Here is a 16,309-nt window from a genome sequence, read left to right as displayed (position 1 = left end):
CTTGGTGTTAACCCCGATCGGCGCCGGACTGCCATTCGCTTTGCACGTCTTGTAACAAGGCATCGGCAATCTTGCCGGTATCCATCTTCAATTCGCCGTTGCGGATCGCCTGCTTGATGCTTTCCACTCGCTCCATATTGATATCTTGGCTGCCCGGCTGCATCAGGCGGGCCTGTGCATCACTCAGCTTAACCTGGGTGCCGCTGACCGCAGTTTCCGTCGATACCTTTTTACGTGCTTGCAACGTGCTGTCTGTCTGTGTTTCTCGCGGATGCACCGTGGGCACGGGTTGCAACCGTTGGGTACGATCGATACTCATGTTCAATCTCCATCTGTACCACCGTCGCCTAGGCAACGGGGAGTTCAAATCTGTGGCCCTGGTGGCCGGATAAGTGCTGCTATGACTTTGTTATCGACAAGTATTGGCAAAGCTTTATTTTTTTATAAAGTAATACGAATTGTGCCATCAACATTGGCAATGCCGCTAACAATTTGCCCGGAGACCATGCGTACGCGCACGCTGTCTTCGGCGGCGGCGTTGGTCATCGCTTTCCCAGCACCGCTGATATTAAACCCATCACCCTGCGCCAACACCTGTACCGTTTGCCCGGCCTTGACCGCCCAGGCCCGTCTTAGCATGACCGTATTCAACGGCTGCCCAGGGCTGATATTGCGCAGGCTGACGGCACCGATCGCCTTGGCGTTATCGGTCAGGGTACGTGGCGGCAGGGTGTCTAATCGGCCGGTTTTCAGCTTGATATCATCTGCAGTGAGTTTGCTGCCCGCACTGATCCCCCGTGCGGCCACCAGATAATGCCCCATCAGTTGCACCTGTGCCTGAATGAAACGCCGCTCCTGGCCACAACGGGCCGAGATGCTGATGTTACCCCAGCGGCGAGCATTCTGAGGCATCGAAAGCTGCGGCAATTCGCACTGCGGCCAACGGCTTGCTGGCGTGCGCACCAACACTTTGACGTCGGTCACGTTGGCACTGGTGGCAAATTGGGACTTGATAAAGCTCTCCACCTGTCCGTCCAGGCCCTCGGCGTGCGCGTTCAGGCCGATCAGCAAGCCGACCAACAGCAGGATCCTTTTCATATTTTGCCTCACAGACGCAGCGACCACAGGGGAACAAGTGTAACCGTTACGCGCGCAGGCTAAGCAGACAAATAGCGACGCATTTTGCCCTTATTCCCACGATAGGCTGACAGATAGGGCGTTTATGCTGTCGGCTCCAAATTCTAACCTCGCGGAGGGAGCATGCTCGACAAATTAGACGCTGCTCTGCGTTTTGGCCAGGAGGCGCTGAACCTGCGCGCCCAGCGGCAGGAAATCCTGGCGGCCAACATCGCCAACGCAGATACGCCGGGCTATCAGGCTCGTGATATCGATTTCGCCAGCCAACTGAACAAGGTCATGGCGCAGGGGCGCGTCAACGGCAGCGGCGTGGCGCTGAATCTGACCTCGGCACGCCATATCCCGGCGCAGAATATGCAGCCACCGTCGCTGGATCTCCTGTTCCGCGTGCCGGATCAGCCTTCCCTGGACGGCAACACGGTGGATATGGACCGTGAACGCACCAACTTTGCCGATAACAGCCTGAAATATCAAACAGACCTGACGCTGTTGAACGGCCAGATCAAAGGCATGATGTCCGTGCTGCAAGGAGGATAATTCCCATGTCGTTATTGAATATTTTTGATATTTCCGGCTCGGCCCTGTCTGCACAATCCCAACGTCTGAACGTCAGCGCCAGCAATATGGCCAACGCCGACAGCGCCACCGGCCCGGACGGCCAGCCTTATCGGGCCAAACAGGTGGTGTTTGAGGTTGCAGCAGCTCCGGGCCAGTCGACCGGTGGTGTGCGTGTCGCTCAGGTGGTTGACGATCCCTCACCGGAGCGTTTGGTGTTTCAGCCGGGCAACCCGCTGGCGGATGCCAAAGGCTATGTGCGGATGCCCAACGTCGATGTTGTCGGGGAAATGGTCAACACCATTTCGGCCTCGCGCAGCTATCAGGCCAACGTCGAAGTGTTGAATACCACCAAATCCATGTTGATGAAAACCCTGACGCTGGGTCAGTAACCGGAGCTTTTATTTATGGCCATTGCCGCCACCACCAATGAATCACTCGACAACAGCATCGCCGGTGCCAACGCCAAGAATGGCGTGAATGGTAACAGCGCCAGCCAGGACTTGAACAAAAACTTCCTCACGCTGTTGGTGGCCCAGTTGAAAAACCAGGACCCCACCAACCCGATGCAAAACAACGAACTGACAACCCAACTGGCTCAAATCAACACGGTTAGTGGGATCGAGAAGCTCAACACCACGCTGGGGTCGATCTCCGGCCAGATCAGCGGCAACCAGTCAATCCAGGCCAGTTCGCTGATTGGCCACGGTGTGATGGTGCCTGGCAAGGAGATCCTGGTGGGTAATGACGCTGGCAAGGTCAGCACCACGCCGTTTGGCATCGAGCTGGAACGCACTGCCGATGCGGTGACGGCGACCATCAGCGATGCCACCGGCAAAGTGGTTCGCACCATCGATCTGGGCGGGCTAACCGCCGGTGTGCACTCCTTCTCCTGGGACGGTTCGCTGGAAGATGGCACCAATGCGCCCGACGGTTCTTACACCGTGGCGATCAACGCCAAAAACGGCGGTGAGCAGTTGGTGGCGCAGCCACTGCGTTTCGCCATGGTTAACGGCGTCACGCGCGGAACGGACGGGGCAAAACTGGATCTGGGCGTGGCGGGGACTTCAACGCTGGATGACGTGCGCCTGATCCTGTCCAAACTGGGTTCGTCAAACTAAGCGCAGTGATTTTCCACGTCGGTTATGGATCCCTCGATCCTGAAGACACCTTTTTAAATGACCTATTTCGGAGAACGACATGGCTTTTTCTCAAGCGGTCAGCGGTTTAAACGCGGCTGCAACCAACCTGGATGTGATTGGTAACAACATCGCCAACTCCGCCACCTACGGCTTCAAATCCGGCAGCGTATCCTTTGCCGATATGTTTGCCGGCTCGCAGGTCGGGCTAGGGGTGAAAGTGGCGGGGATCACCCAGAACTTCAACGGTGGTACTACCACCAACACCAACCGGGCAATGGATATCGCCATCAGCCAGAACGGCTTCTTCCGTATGCAAGACGCCGATGGCGGCATCTTCTATACGCGTAATGGGCAGTTCATCATGGATGCCAACCGCAACATCACCAACATGCAAGGGTTGAGCCTGACCGGCTACCCGGCGGCTGGCTCACCGCCCACCATCCAGCAGGGGGCCGATCCGGTACCGCTGAGCATTCCTGAAGGGATGATGAACGCCAAAGCCAGCACCAGCGGCAATATGGTGGCCAACCTGAAATCGACCCATAAGCCACCGGCGGTGACGCCGTTCGATCCCAATAAGACCGACTCGTTTAACTACGTCAACACCATTACCACCTACGACACCCTAGGCAATGCACACAACATCAACGCCTACTTTGTAAAAACGGCTGATAACAAGTGGGACGTTTACACTCAGGACGGCAGCGTGCCGGGTGCTCCGTCTGCCAAAGCGGGCAGCCTGAACTTTGATAACAGCGGTACGCTGACCGGCACGTTGAAGCCAGATGGCACACCAAGCGCCACGCCATTCAACCTGGTCGTGCCAATGTCGGCTAAAGACGGCGCGCTGGCGCAAAACTTTAACCTGAGCTTTGCCGGTAGCCTGCAACAGAACGTCGGCAGTGACTCTGTCAGCAAGATTTCCCAGGACGGCTACGCCACCGGGGAATACCAAGGTTTCCAGATCAACAAAGATGGCACCGTGGTCGGGGTATACAACAACCAGCAGACCCAACTGCTGGGGCAGATCGTGTTGACCAACTTCTCCAACCCGGAAGGGCTGGCCGCACAGGGCGATAACGTCTGGAAGGAGACCGGTGCTTCAGGTCAGCCACGCGTGGGCCTGGCGGGCGGTGGCGGTTTCGGTTCACTGACCAGCGGCGCGCTGGAGTCTTCCAACGTCGATCTGAGTCAGGAACTGGTGAACATGATCGTCGCGCAGCGTAACTACCAGTCAAACGCGCAAACCATCAAAACCCAGGATTCGATCCTGCAAACGCTGGTCAGCCTGCGCTAATAGGATTGATTTATGGATCACGCGATTTATACCGCGATGGGGGGGGCCCGGCAGACGCTGGAGCAGCAGTCGGTCACGGCCAACAACCTGGCCAACGCCTCCACACCTGGGTTCCGCGCACAGCTTTCGGCGCTGCGTGCGGTGCCGGTTGATGGGCCAAGCATGCAGACGCGCACGCTGGTGGCTGCGTCGACGCCTGGGGCAGACATGAGCCAAGGGCCGCTGAACTACACCGGGCGGCCACTGGATGTGGCATTGCAGCAGGACGGGTTTCTGGCGCTAAGGCTGCCGGACGGCACCGAAGCCTACAGCCGTAACGGCAGCATCCAGATCTCCTCCACCGGGCAGTTGATGGTGCAGGGCGTGCCGCTGATGGGCGATGGCGGGCCGATCGAAGCCCCGCCGCAGGCAGAGCTGACGCTGGCGGCGGACGGCACCATCTCGGCGTTAAATCCGGGCGATCCCCCTAACACCATTTCCCAGATTGGCCGCCTGAAGCTGGTGAAGGCCGATGCTCGGGAAGTGGTGCGCGGGGACGACGGCCTGTTCCATCTGACTGCCGAGGCTCAGCAGCAGCGTGGTAACCAACTACCGAACGATCCCGATGTGCGGATCATGCCGGGAGTGTTGGAGGGCAGCAACGTCAAACCGCTGGAGACGATGGTGGATATGATCGCCAACGCCCGCCGGTTCGAAATGCAAATGAAGGTCATCCACAGCGTGGATGAAAACGCACAGCGCGCCAACTCATTGCTGTCAATGAGCTGAGTGCAGAGGAATAAATCATGATCCCATCCTTATGGATTGCCAAAACCGGTCTGGATGCGCAGCAGACCAATATGGACGTGATCGCCAACAACCTGGCGAACGTCAGTACCAACGGGTTTAAACGCCAACGTGCGGTGTTTGAAGATCTGCTATACCAGACCATGCGTCAGCCCGGGGCTCAGTCTTCCGAGCAAACCACGCTGCCTTCCGGTTTGCAGATTGGTACCGGCGTACGTCCGGTGGCGACCGAGCGCATCCACAGCCAGGGCAACCTGTCGCAGACCAACAACAGCAAAGACGTGGCGATCAAGGGGCAGGGCTTCTTCCAGGTGGTATTGCCGGATGGCACCCAGGCCTATACCCGCGATGGTTCATTCCAGATCGATCAGAATGGCCAGTTGGTGACCGCCAGTGGTTTTCAGGTGCAACCGGCGATCACCATTCCGGCCAACGCCCTGAGCATTACCGTGGGCCGTGATGGCATCGTCAGCGTGACCCAGCAGGGCCAGACGGCGGCGCAGCAGGTCGGGCAACTGACGTTGACCACCTTTATCAACGATAGCGGCCTGGAAAGCATGGGTGAAAACCTGTACCAGGAAACCGAAAGCTCCGGCGCGCCTAACGAAAGTACCCCCGGTCTCAACGGGGCAGGCCTGTTGTATCAGGGTTATGTTGAAACCTCTAACGTCAACGTGGCGGAAGAGTTGGTCAACATGATCCAGACCCAGCGTGCCTATGAGATCAACAGCAAAGCGGTATCAACGTCTGACCAGATGCTGCAAAAGCTGACGCAACTGTAATCGACGGGCGCAGCCTGCTGCGCCCGTAATCCTTATCCAGAGCAACAAAGGCGATACCCGTGGTAACCACCTTTTTAGCGGCCAGCGTGCCGCAGCAAGGCAAACGCGTCCTGGCCGGGCTGCTGATGCTGACAGTCGGCGGCTGTGCCTATATTCCGCATACCCCCCTGGTTGACGGGGCTACCACGGCTCAGCCCGCTCCGGCAGGCGCTCCGGTGCCGAACGGTTCGATTTTCCAGACGGTGCAGCCGATGAACTACGGCTATCAGCCGCTGTTTGAGGATCGTCGCCCGCGTAATATCGGCGACACCCTGACCATTGTGCTGCAAGAAAACGTCAGCGCCAGCAAGAGCTCATCCGCCAACGCCAGCCGCAACGGGGCCAGCAAATTTGGCGTAGCCACTTCACCACGTTATCTCGACGGGCTGCTCGGTAACGCGCGCGCCGACATGGATATCTCCGGCGACAGCACCTTCGGCGGCAAGGGCGGGGCCAACGCCAACAACACCTTTAACGGCACCATTACCGTCACGGTCAATCAGGTCTTGGCCAACGGCAACCTGCACGTGGTGGGCGAAAAGCAAATTGCCATCAATCAGGGCACCGAATTCATCCGTTTCTCCGGTGTGGTTAACCCCCGCACCATCAGTGGCAATAACTCGGTCACGTCCACCCAGGTGGCGGATGCACGCATTGAATACGTCGGCAACGGCTATATCAATGAAGCGCAGACCATGGGGTGGCTACAGCGCTTCTTCTTAAATGTTTCACCGTTCTAAGGATTGACCGATGTTGAAAAAGTTACTTCTCACACTGTCCATGATGCTGGTTTGCCTGCCCGCGACGGCGGAACGCATCCGCGATCTGGTGACGGTACAGGGCGTACGTGACAACGCGTTGATTGGCTACGGCCTGGTCGTGGGGTTGGACGGCTCTGGCGATCAGACCATGCAAACCCCGTTTACCACCCAGAGCCTGAGCAACATGCTATCGCAACTGGGGATCACCGTGCCGCCAGGCACCAACATGCAGTTGAAAAACGTGGCGGCGGTGATGGTAACCGCCAAGCTACCGCCGTTTTCCCGTGCGGGGCAGAACATCGACGTGGTGGTGTCCTCAATGGGTAACGCCAAAAGCCTGCGTGGCGGGACACTGCTGATGACGCCGCTCAAAGGCGTTGATAATCAGGTTTATGCGTTGGCACAGGGTAACGTGTTGGTCGGCGGAGCCGGTGCGTCCTCCGGGGGCAGCAGCGTGCAGGTCAATCAGTTGGCCGGTGGCCGTATCAGCAACGGCGCTTCAATCGAACGTGAATTGCCTACCACCTTCGGCCAGGATGGCGTGATCAACCTGCAACTGAACGACGATGATTTCACCCTGGCACAACAGATCAGTGATGCTATCAACCGCCAGCGCGGGGGCGGCACAGCCTCTCCGCTCGATTCCCGTACCGTGCAGGTGCTGGTGCCACGCGGCAATAGTTCGCAAGTGCGCTTCCTGGCGGATATCCAGAATATCAGCATTAACGTTGGGGCAATGGATGCCAAAGTGATCATCAACTCCCGTACCGGCTCGGTAGTAATGAACCGCGATGTGGTGCTGGATTCCTGCGCAGTAGCACAGGGGAACCTGTCTGTGGTGGTCGATCGGCAAAACACCGTCAGCCAGCCGGATACGCCATTCGGCGGTGGCCAGACCGTGGTGACGCCGAATACCCAGATTTCCGTGCAGCAGCAGGGCGGTTCACTGCAAAAAGTGAACGCTAGCGCCAACCTCAATAACGTAGTTCGCGCGTTGAATGCGCTGGGGGCGACGCCGATCGACCTGATGTCTATCTTGCAGGCAATGCAGAGCGCTGGCTGCCTGCGTGCCAAACTGGAAATTATCTGATGAGCAGCGATCTGATGGCCATGTCGGGTGCGGCCTATGACACCCAGTCGCTGAACGGCTTGAAGCGCGATGTTGCCGCCGATCCGCAGGGCAATATCAAACAGGTTGCCCAGCAGGTGGAAGGAATGTTCGTGCAGATGATGCTGAAAAGCATGCGTGCGGCGTTGCCGCAGGACGGCGTGTTGAGCAGCGATCAGACGCGGCTGTATACCTCGATGTACGATCAGCAGATCGCCCAACAGATGTCGCAGAAAGGTTTGGGGCTGGCGGACATGATGGTCAAGCAGCTCTCCGCCGGAAACAGCCGCCCAAGCGAAACCGCAGGGACGGTGCCGATGGCGCTGGACAACGAAGTGTTGCAGACCTTGCCGCGTCAGGCATTGGAACAGATGGTACGCCGGGCGGTGCCAAAAATACCTTCGGCGCCTCCCTTGCCGCTGAGCAATGGCAACTTTGTCGCGCAGCTGTCTATTCCAGCACGGGTTGCCAGCCAGCAAAGCGGTATTCCGCACCAGCTGATCATGGCGCAGGCCGCGCTGGAGTCTGGCTGGGGGCAACGCGAGATCCCCGCGGCGGATGGTTCACGCAGTTACAACCTGTTTGGTATCAAGGCCGGTAGCAGTTGGGACGGCCCGGTGACGGAAATCACCACTACCGAGTTCGAGGAAGGGGTGGCGAAGAAGGTCAAGGCCCGCTTCCGCGTCTATGGCTCCTATATGGAAGCGATTGGGGATTACGTCAAATTGCTGACCAACAACCCGCGCTACGCCAACGTTGCCAGTGCCAGCAGTCCCGAGCAGGCGGCGCATGCGCTGCAAAAGGCCGGTTATGCTACCGATCCGCTGTATGCCAAAAAGCTGGTCAGCATGATCCAGCAGATGAAAAGCGCTGGGGAACAGGTAACCAAAGCCTATACCCACGATTTGCAGGATCTGTTTTAGTGGCTCCTCACCCCAACCCTCTCCCACAGGGAGAGGGAGTTGATAGCCCCAGCGCTTTTGGAAGTAAATCGGTGATTTCAACAAACTCGAATGCCTCCTTTCCCACAGGGAGAGGGAGCTGATAGCCCCAGTGCTTTTGGAAGTAAATCGATAATCTCAACAAACTCGAGTGCCTGTTTAGCCAAGGTGAGTCACTACTATTTTCCTCAAGTTTTCTCCATCGTGGCCGATAACCCAAGCAGGCTGGATGGCAACGCCCGGCACAATTTTTGACCTCTGTGGGCCGCTGGCACCGCAGCATAAGGAACCTCTATGTCCAACAGCTTAATCAATACCGCGATGAGTGGCCTGAATGCGGCGCAGGTTGCGCTTAGCACCGTCAGTAATAACATTTCCAACTACAACGTGGCGGGCTATAACCGCCAGACCGCGATCCTGGCGCAAAACGGCGGCCTGGGCACCATGAACGGATTTATCGGCAACGGAGCCACCGTGACTACGGTCAATCGCGAGTATAACCAGTTCATCATGACCCAGCTGCGCGGAGCGCAAAGCGAAGCTTCGGCTCAGAGCAGCTACTTCGAAAAAGTCTCCCAGATCGATAACCTGCTGGCGTCTAAAACCAACACCCTGGCATCGGGGATGGAAGATTTCTTCAAAAACCTGCAAAACGTCGTCAGCAATGCCGGGGATGACGCAGCCCGTCAGACCGTGTTAGGCAAGGCCAACGGCCTGGTGAATCAGTTCAACAATGCGGACAAGTATCTGCGCGATATGGATGCGGGCGTCAACCAGCAATTGAGCGATAGCGCCAACCAGATCAATACTTACAGCCAGCAAATCGCCCGCCTGAATAACGAAATCACCCAGGTGCGGGCCAGCAGCGGCGGCAGCGAGCCAAACGCCTTGCTGGATCAGCGCGATCAGTTGGTGACGGAGCTTAACAAGGTGGTCGGCGTTCAGGTCACCCAGCAGGACGGTGATGCCTATACCGTGACCTTCGCCAACGGGCTGACGCTGGTGCAGGGCAACTCCTCCTATCAGGTGACGGCGATGCCTTCCAGCAAAGACCCGTCCCGCCTGACGCTCGGTTACGATCGCGGCAATGGCGCTAACGAAATTCCGGAAAGCCAGATTGGCAGCGGCAGCGTCAGCGGCGTGCTGAAGTTCCGCAGTGAATCACTGGATGGCGCACGTAACCAGTTGGGGCAACTGGCCCTGGCGCTGGCCGATAGCTTTAACCAGCAGCATCGCGAAGGCTTTGATATCAACGGCGATCCGGGTGAAGATTTCTTCAGCTTCTCAGGTGGGCGTACGGTTAACAATACCAACAACACCGGCAATGCCTCGCTGTCGGTCTCCTTTACCGATACCAGCAAGGTCAAGGCCAGTGACTATCGCATGGAGTTTGACGGTGCCAACTGGCAGGTTACGCGCCTGTCCGACAACGTCAAAGTACCTGCCACCGCAGGCACCGATGCGGATGGCAAACCGACGCTGAGCTTTGATGGCCTGCAGGTCGGCGTGACGGGCAACGCGAAAAAGAACGACAGCTTTACCGTGAAACCGGTTAGCGATGTGGCTGGTACCCTGAAGGTTGCTATCAGCGACTCGGCCAAGTTTGCTGCCGCAGGAACGGAAGATGGCGGTAAGGGCGATAACGACAACGTCAAGAAACTGCTCGATCTGCAAACCGCCAAAGTGGTGGAGGGTAAAGCAACCTTGAGCGGCGCCTATGCCGGATTGGTCAGCAGCGTGGGTAACCAGACCGCTACCGCCAAAGTCAACGCCACCGCACAAACCAATATTGTGACCCAATTGCAAACCCAACAGCAGTCCATTTCCGGGGTTAACCTGGACGAAGAGTATGGCGAACTGCTGCGTTTCCAACAGTATTACATGGCCAATGCGCAGGTGATCCAGACCGCCAGCTCGTTGTTTGACGCCATACTGAATATTCGTTGATTTTACCGTTAACCTCAGCCGGTATGCCGGCTGTGGATGCCCTTAGTGAGGAACCTAACCCATGCGCATGAGCACCAGCATGATCTACCAGCAGAATCTGTCGGGGGTCACCAATAATCAGTCTCTGTGGATGCAGTCCGGGCAGCAGCTTTCCAGCGGCAAGCGCGTGCTTTACCCTTCGGACGATCCGTTAGCGGCGTCACAGGCGGTGATGATCTCGCAGTCGATGTCAGAAAACAGCCAGTACGCGCTGGCGCGCACCTTTGCCCGTCAGAACATCTCGATGGAAGAAACCGTGCTGCGTAGCGCCGCCGATGGCATCAAGGACATGAAAGCGCTGATCGTCAATGCCGGTGACGGCACGATCAGCGACAATGACCGTGATTCTTTGGCCACCCAGTTGCAGGGGCTGAAAGATCAGCTACTCAGCCAGGCTAACAGCACCGACGGTAACGGCCGTTTTATTTTTGCCGGCTTTGCCAATGATAAAGCCCCGTTTGTCGAGCAGGGTGGCAAGGTGGTTTACCAGGGCAGCAGCTCGGCCATTGAGCAGAAAGTGGACGCCAACCGCACCATGACCGTGGGCCACACCGGCAGCTCGATATTTATGTCGCTGACCAGCAATATCAAACCGGAACCGGACGGCAGCCCTTCCGAAGCGAACGTGTTCGAGAGCATCGATATGGCGTTGAAAGCGTTGAAGACCCCTCTGCAGGGGGCCGATGAGGCTACCCGTGAGCAGGTGACGGCGGCGCTCGATAAGGCAACCCGTGGCCTGGATAACAGCTATAACAACGTGCTGAGCACCAATGCGGTGCTGGGGACTCAGCTGCAGGAGTTGGAGGTGCTGGACAGCATCGGCATCGAAAACAATACGGCTAACAAAAATCAGCTGACCGCGTTGGTTGAGGCGGATGTGGTGGAGGCGATCTCGTCTTACTACATGCAACAGGCGGCTTTGCAGGCATCGTATAAGACCTTTAGCGATATGCAGGGTATGTCATTATTCCAAATAAACCGATAAGAAATAGTTATTCACGCTTGTAGGGCACTGCGCCCTATAACGTGGATATAGAGCGCAGCACCGTTTTTACACAGCCTGATTTAACGGCGGGAAACGTCAGGATATTCAGGCTGGATAAGTGATTTTACTATTTTTAACGCTACGCATTAAAAACAGATTATTTTTTCTTTTTGGCTACGGTCCAAATCTTGCCGCAGGCTGACGGCGTAATCTGAACGCGGTTGGTTACCCAATGCGCCATACCCAAGGCTCTGCGTGCTTTCCTGTTGGTTTTCGTCTTCATTCCGTGCTCCTGGCCGTATTGAGATAAGTCAGTTGAGAAAAATAAAATACCGTAGCCCGAAGGCTCCGTTGTTTTATTTTCTTGGTTATCCATTTTTTAATAAATCGCCAACCAAAAATAATGGCTTTGGTCCGTATTTTTATACGGCGTGGGATTTATTTAATGAGGCCATTCTAAGGGGGGTATTTTATTATTCAAGCCCGGCAGAATAATCGCCGCTAAATCTGGTTAATTTCGCTTTTTCAACTTTTTATCTCGGAAAATATCTTTCCCTGCTAGTTTGTCTCGCGGGTAACCTCGGGATTAAGGGGACATACCGCCGATCACCGTCGCCAGCCGATCGAAAAACTCACCGAACAGGTGTTCGCAGAAGGGGGCCAGCATCGGCATCATCATGCCAAGGGTCAACATGCCGATGGTTAACGTAACCGGGAAACCGATCACAAACACCGAAAGCTGCGGGGTAACGCGGTTGAGCAGGCCAAGCGCCAGGTTCAGCGTCAGCAGCAGGCAGATCAGCGGCAGCGCCAGCATCATACCGTTAATGAAGATCAGCGTTCCTGCCTGGGTCAGCGCCAGGAAACCGTTGCCGTTCAGCGGCCGTGCCTGGATCGGCAGGGTATGGAAGCTGTCTGCCAGCAGCGAGATCAGCCACAGGTGACCATCGAAGCTGAGGAATAATAACATCGCCAGCAGGTTCAGCAGGCGCGCCAGCAGTGGCGTATTGGGGCCGCCAGAAGGATCGAAGAAGGTGGCAAAGGACAGCCCCATCTGCATGCCGATCACCTCACCCGCCAGGCGCACAGCTGCAAAGGCGAACTGCATTGTTAAACCGATCGCCACGCCGATCAGGATCTGCTGCACGGCCAGCCACAGGCCGGTGACAGAAAACAGCGGGATATTGCTGGTGGGCAGCGTAGGGGCGATCAGCAATACGATCAGACCGCCCAAGCCAATTTTCACCCGCTTGGAGATCTGCTTTTCGCTGAACAGCGGGGCGGTGCTAATCAGCGCCAGGACGCGCAGCAGAGGCCAGAAGAACTGGCTGAGCCAGACGCTGAGTTGGGCGCTGTCAAAGGTTAGCATGGTTAGCCGATCAGGTTCGGCAGGTTGCTGAACAGCATGCGCATGTAGTCCAATAGCAGATTGAGCATCCACGGCCCGGCAACGATCAGGGTGGCGACCACGGAGAGAATTTTGGGAATGAACGACAGCGTCATTTCGTTAATCTGCGTGGCGGCCTGCAACAGGCTGACGATCAGCCCGCTGAACAGCGCGGCTAGCAGCAGTGGGGCGGCCAGCGCCAGCGCCACTTTCATCGCTTCCGTACCCAGCGCCATTACCGATTCAGGTGTCATCTTTTTGCTCCAATAGAGGGGAGGGGGTCTGCTAGCTGTAAAAACTCTGCGCCAGCGATCCCAACAGCAACTGCCAACCATCCACCAGCACAAACAACATCAGTTTGAACGGTAGCGAGATGGTCGCGGGCGGTACCATCATCATCCCCAGCGCCATCAGCACGCTGGCCACCACCAGGTCGATGATCAGGAACGGAATAAATACGGTAAAACCAATCTGGAAGGCAGTTTTCAGCTCACTGGTGACATAGGCGGGCAACAGAATACGCATCGGGACGGCCTCCGGACCTTCCAACGCGGGCAGGTTAGCTAGCCTGGCGTACAGGGCGAGATCGCTTTCCCGCGTCTGGCGCAGCATAAACTCACGTAGCGGCTGCGAACCTTTGTCGATCGCTACCTCCATGCTGATCTTGTCCTGGCTGAACGGCAGGTAGGCATCCTGATATACCTTGTCGAACACCGGTGACATGATAAAGAAGGTCAAAAACAGTGCCAGCCCCAGCATTACCTGATTGGGCGGTGCCGATGGGGTGCCGAGGGCGTTACGCAGCAGCCCCAGCACGATGATGATGCGGGTAAAGCTGGTCATCATCAGCAGCATCGCGGGCAGGAAGCTGAGTGAGGTGATCAGTACCAGCGTCTGCACCGGCAGCGTCCAGCTTTGGCCGCCGTTGGCCGTAGGTTGGCTAATCAGCCCCGGCAACTGTGCCAAAGCGGCAGGGCTGAGCAGTAGCAGGCCTGCGGCCAGCAGCGGGCCAAAAGCCCGGCGGTAGGAGAATGGATTCATGCCGATTTATCCGGGCGTTTTAAGACGTTTTGCATCAGTTGGCGGAAATCTGCCGGTGACTTGTGATCGGTTGCTTCCTGAGTCGGTGGCGCGGACAGGGTGTGCAACGGGGTGATTTGCTGAGCCGTAACGCCCAGCACCAGCCAGGTGTTATCCACTTCAACCACCACCACCCGTTCGCGTTGGCCAACCTGACAGCTGGCACGCAGGTTGAGCAATTTTTGATTGCCACGGGCCTGCGGGGCAAAGCCCAACCGACGAAACAGCCAGCCAGCGAGCAGGATCAGCAGCAAAATAGCACCGAGCGCGCTGCTGACCTGCATCAATACCGAGCCGGTGGGCAGCGCCGTACCGGCGGGCTGCTGAGTGCTTTGTGTCTGCACGCTGGCGTTGGGGTTCATTAGCGGCTCAGGCGGCGCATGCGCTCGGAAGGCGTGATGATATCGGTGATGCGTACGCCGAACTTGTCGCCGACCACCACCACTTCGCCCTGGGCGATGAGATAGCCGTTAATCAGGATATCCAAGGGTTCACCGGCCAGACCATCCAACGCCACCACCGAGCCTTGCGACAGGCGCAGCAGCTCTTTGATGGTCATCTTGGTGCGGCCCAGTTCCACGGTCAGCTTGACCGGAATATCCAGGATCAGATCGATATCTTGCAGGCTACCCAACGCATCCTGAGCTTCCAGCGATTTGAATACGCCCTCGGTAGAGGCGGATTTTTCGGTCGCCTGTTGCTCGTTAAACGCATCAGCCCACAGATCGTCTACGGAGTCCTTCTCTTCGCCAGACGGTTGTTTAGGATCACTCATTGGGCCGTTCCTCACTCAGGGCATTCAAAATAGGGTTAATCAAATGTTCAACACGCAGGGCGTACTGCCCGTTCAAGGTGCCGTATTGGCTGGTCAAGACCGGGACGCCGTCAACATGGGCGATCAGGCGCTCCGGTTTATCGATCGGTAACACGTCGCCCGGCTGGAGTTTCAGCACTTTCGACAGGCGCATCGGGATATCGACAAAGTTGGCTATCAGCTCCAGTTCGGAGTGCTGAACCTGTTTCACCAGCGTTTCTCGCCACTGGCTGTCTTCCTGGCGGGAGTTCTCCACCGGTGGGTTAGTCAGCAACTCGCGCAGTGGCTCGATCATGGCGAATGGAATACAGATATTAAATTCACCGCTCAGCGCCCCGATCTCCACCTGGAACGGCGTGGTTACCACGATATCGTTGGGAGAGGTGGTGATATTGGTGAACTTGACCTGCATTTCGGCACGTACGTATTCCACATCGATCTTGTAGATGGCGCTCCAGGCATCGCCATAGGCGTCCAGCGCCAAGCGCAGCATGCGTTTGATCACCCGCTGTTCGGTTGGCGTAAATTCCCGGCCCTCGACCTTGGTAGGAAAACGGCCATCGCCACCGAACAGGTTATCCACGGCGATAAACACCAGGCTGGGGGCAAACACAAACAGCGCCGTGCCGCGCAATGGATTCAGGTGGACCAGGTTCAGGTTGGTCGGCACCGGCAGGTTGCGGGCAAACTCATGGTATGGCTGGATCTTGATCGCCCCGACGGTAATATCCGGGCTACGGCGCAACAGGTTAAACAGCCCCATGCGAAACTGACGGGCAAAACGCTCGTTAATGATCTCCAGCGCTTGCAGGCGCTCACGCACCACGCGCCGTTGGGTGGTGGGATCGTAAGGTTTGACCTCGCTTTCATGACCGATGACGGCGGCGGGTTCATCCCCCGCGCTGTCGCCATTGAGCAGTGCGTCGATCTCGGCCTGTGAAAGAATATTGTCGCCCATGGTTTATTACCGCAGTATGAAGGCAGTGAACAGCACATCGCTGACCACTTGCTTCGGTTGTCCCGTCACCAGCGGTGGGCTGAGCACGTCTTTAATCTGTGCCACCAGTTGCTGTTTCCCTTGCTCGTTGGCCAGTTGGCTTGCTTCCTGTCGTGAAAGCAGCATTAGCAGACGGCTACGCACTTCCGGCAGAAAATCGTTCAACCGGCGGCGTGTTTCTTCATCTGGCAGGCGCAGCGTCAGGCCGATATACAACACGCGGTCCAGGTTGTTATCCGGCGTCACCAGATTGACGGTAAAGGTATCCAATGGCATAAACACCGGGGCCGGAGGCGGCTGCTTTTTTTCCTCGGCGGCGGGTTGACCGTTCTTATGCTGCTGCATCAACCACCAGCTGTAGCCTGCGGCACCACATGCGCCTAAGGCGATCAGTACCAGCAGGATCACCAGTATTGGGCGTTTTTTTGTTGCTGCTGTTGGAAGGGAGTTCTGAGACATTACTAAGCCAAATCCTGTTCTCTGCGTGCTGACAAGCTGCACGCAATACATGT

Annotated in this window: 21 protein-coding genes; 11 read left to right on the top strand and 10 right to left on the bottom strand. The window is 57.1% G+C overall.

All coding sequences use genetic code 11. The features are described from left to right. Positions 1-7 precede the first annotated feature (7 nt). Positions 8-319, bottom strand: coding sequence for a flagellar biosynthesis anti-sigma factor FlgM (flgM, locus tag KGP21_RS17945; protein ID WP_024528905.1), 312 nt, complete (start codon positions 317-319; stop codon positions 8-10). 122 nt (positions 320-441) lie between these two features. Then, the gene (gene flgA, locus KGP21_RS17940; protein ID WP_021805716.1) at positions 442-1,098 is read right to left on the bottom strand and encodes a flagellar basal body P-ring formation chaperone FlgA; all 657 of its coding nucleotides are present in this window, start codon (positions 1,096-1,098) and stop codon (positions 442-444) included. A gap of 162 nt (positions 1,099-1,260) precedes the next feature. On the opposite strand from flgA, the gene flgB reads away from it, so the two are divergent. From flgB to flgL, 11 genes are all read left to right on the top strand, one after another. Further along, positions 1,261-1,674 carry a flagellar basal body rod protein FlgB gene (gene flgB / locus KGP21_RS17935; RefSeq protein WP_021180938.1) on the top strand — a complete coding sequence of 138 codons (414 nt, stop codon included), beginning with the start codon at positions 1,261-1,263 and terminating at the stop codon, positions 1,672-1,674. A 5-nt stretch (positions 1,675-1,679) separates the two neighbouring features. Beyond that, positions 1,680-2,084, top strand: coding sequence for a flagellar basal body rod protein FlgC (flgC, locus tag KGP21_RS17930; RefSeq protein WP_021180939.1), 405 nt, complete (start codon positions 1,680-1,682; stop codon positions 2,082-2,084). Between the two features lie 15 nt (positions 2,085-2,099). After that, positions 2,100-2,813 (top strand): flagellar hook assembly protein FlgD, encoded by a 714-nt coding sequence (flgD, locus tag KGP21_RS17925; RefSeq protein ID WP_021805715.1) that lies wholly within the window; start codon positions 2,100-2,102, stop codon positions 2,811-2,813. Between the two features lie 79 nt (positions 2,814-2,892). Then, positions 2,893-4,131: a flagellar hook protein FlgE gene (flgE, locus tag KGP21_RS17920; protein ID WP_021805714.1), complete on the top strand. Its 1,239-nt coding sequence runs from the start codon at positions 2,893-2,895 to the stop codon at positions 4,129-4,131. Between the two features lie 12 nt (positions 4,132-4,143). Then, on the top strand, positions 4,144-4,899 hold the full coding sequence (locus KGP21_RS17915; protein ID WP_021180942.1) for a flagellar basal body rod protein FlgF: 756 nt from the start codon (positions 4,144-4,146) through the stop codon (positions 4,897-4,899). Positions 4,900-4,916: 17 nt separating this feature from the next. Beyond that, on the top strand, positions 4,917-5,699 hold the full coding sequence (gene flgG / locus KGP21_RS17910; protein WP_021180943.1) for a flagellar basal-body rod protein FlgG: 783 nt from the start codon (positions 4,917-4,919) through the stop codon (positions 5,697-5,699). 125 nt (positions 5,700-5,824) lie between these two features. Continuing rightward, complete coding sequence (locus KGP21_RS17905) at positions 5,825-6,478, top strand: flagellar basal body L-ring protein FlgH (protein WP_051363709.1); 654 nt, start codon at positions 5,825-5,827, stop codon at positions 6,476-6,478. 10 nt (positions 6,479-6,488) lie between these two features. Next, positions 6,489-7,589, top strand: a complete 1,101-nt coding sequence (locus KGP21_RS17900; protein ID WP_021180945.1) for a flagellar basal body P-ring protein FlgI — start codon at positions 6,489-6,491, stop codon at positions 7,587-7,589. Next, a complete protein-coding gene (gene flgJ, locus KGP21_RS17895; protein WP_021805712.1) occupies positions 7,589-8,530 on the top strand; it encodes a flagellar assembly peptidoglycan hydrolase FlgJ in 942 nt (313 codons plus the stop codon). The genes KGP21_RS17900 and flgJ overlap by 1 nt, the downstream gene beginning before the upstream one ends. A gap of 312 nt (positions 8,531-8,842) precedes the next feature. After that, positions 8,843-10,495: a flagellar hook-associated protein FlgK gene (flgK, locus tag KGP21_RS17890; protein ID WP_209523994.1), complete on the top strand. Its 1,653-nt coding sequence runs from the start codon at positions 8,843-8,845 to the stop codon at positions 10,493-10,495. A gap of 61 nt (positions 10,496-10,556) precedes the next feature. Then, the gene (gene flgL / locus KGP21_RS17885; RefSeq protein WP_021805710.1) at positions 10,557-11,519 is read left to right on the top strand and encodes a flagellar hook-associated protein FlgL; all 963 of its coding nucleotides are present in this window, start codon (positions 10,557-10,559) and stop codon (positions 11,517-11,519) included. Between the two features lie 157 nt (positions 11,520-11,676). Here the strand turns inward: flgL and sra are convergent, their stop codons facing one another. The 8 genes from sra to fliL form a co-directional block, all read right to left on the bottom strand. Beyond that, a complete protein-coding gene (sra, locus tag KGP21_RS17880) occupies positions 11,677-11,895 on the bottom strand; it encodes a stationary-phase-induced ribosome-associated protein (protein WP_141234381.1) in 219 nt (72 codons plus the stop codon). A gap of 210 nt (positions 11,896-12,105) precedes the next feature. Next, positions 12,106-12,888 (bottom strand): flagellar biosynthetic protein FliR, encoded by a 783-nt coding sequence (gene fliR / locus KGP21_RS17875; protein WP_021805709.1) that lies wholly within the window; start codon positions 12,886-12,888, stop codon positions 12,106-12,108. 2 nt (positions 12,889-12,890) lie between these two features. After that, positions 12,891-13,160, bottom strand: a complete 270-nt coding sequence (gene fliQ / locus KGP21_RS17870; RefSeq protein ID WP_021180950.1) for a flagellar biosynthesis protein FliQ — start codon at positions 13,158-13,160, stop codon at positions 12,891-12,893. 31 nt (positions 13,161-13,191) lie between these two features. Next, positions 13,192-13,947 carry a flagellar type III secretion system pore protein FliP gene (gene fliP / locus KGP21_RS17865; protein ID WP_059201113.1) on the bottom strand — a complete coding sequence of 252 codons (756 nt, stop codon included), beginning with the start codon at positions 13,945-13,947 and terminating at the stop codon, positions 13,192-13,194. Next, positions 13,944-14,348, bottom strand: coding sequence for a flagellar biosynthetic protein FliO (fliO, locus tag KGP21_RS17860; protein ID WP_059201112.1), 405 nt, complete (start codon positions 14,346-14,348; stop codon positions 13,944-13,946). The genes fliP and fliO overlap by 4 nt, the downstream gene beginning before the upstream one ends. After that, positions 14,348-14,761 (bottom strand): flagellar motor switch protein FliN, encoded by a 414-nt coding sequence (fliN, locus tag KGP21_RS17855; protein WP_021180953.1) that lies wholly within the window; start codon positions 14,759-14,761, stop codon positions 14,348-14,350. The genes fliO and fliN overlap by 1 nt, the downstream gene beginning before the upstream one ends. Beyond that, positions 14,754-15,758, bottom strand: coding sequence for a flagellar motor switch protein FliM (gene fliM, locus KGP21_RS17850; protein WP_021180954.1), 1,005 nt, complete (start codon positions 15,756-15,758; stop codon positions 14,754-14,756). The genes fliN and fliM overlap by 8 nt, the downstream gene beginning before the upstream one ends. A 6-nt stretch (positions 15,759-15,764) precedes the next feature. Next, entirely contained in the window at positions 15,765-16,256 is a 492-nt protein-coding gene (gene fliL / locus KGP21_RS17845) for a flagellar basal body-associated protein FliL (protein ID WP_021180955.1), read from the bottom strand. Between the last annotated feature and the right edge of the window lie 53 nt (positions 16,257-16,309).

Origin of the sequence: Serratia sp. JSRIV004 (assembly GCF_019968705.1) — a bacterium.
Taxonomy (GTDB): Bacteria; Pseudomonadota; Gammaproteobacteria; order Enterobacterales; family Enterobacteriaceae; genus Chania; species Chania fonticola_B.
The sequence above is the reverse complement of the archived record's forward strand: the minus strand, read 5'-3'. Positions and strand labels throughout refer to the sequence as shown.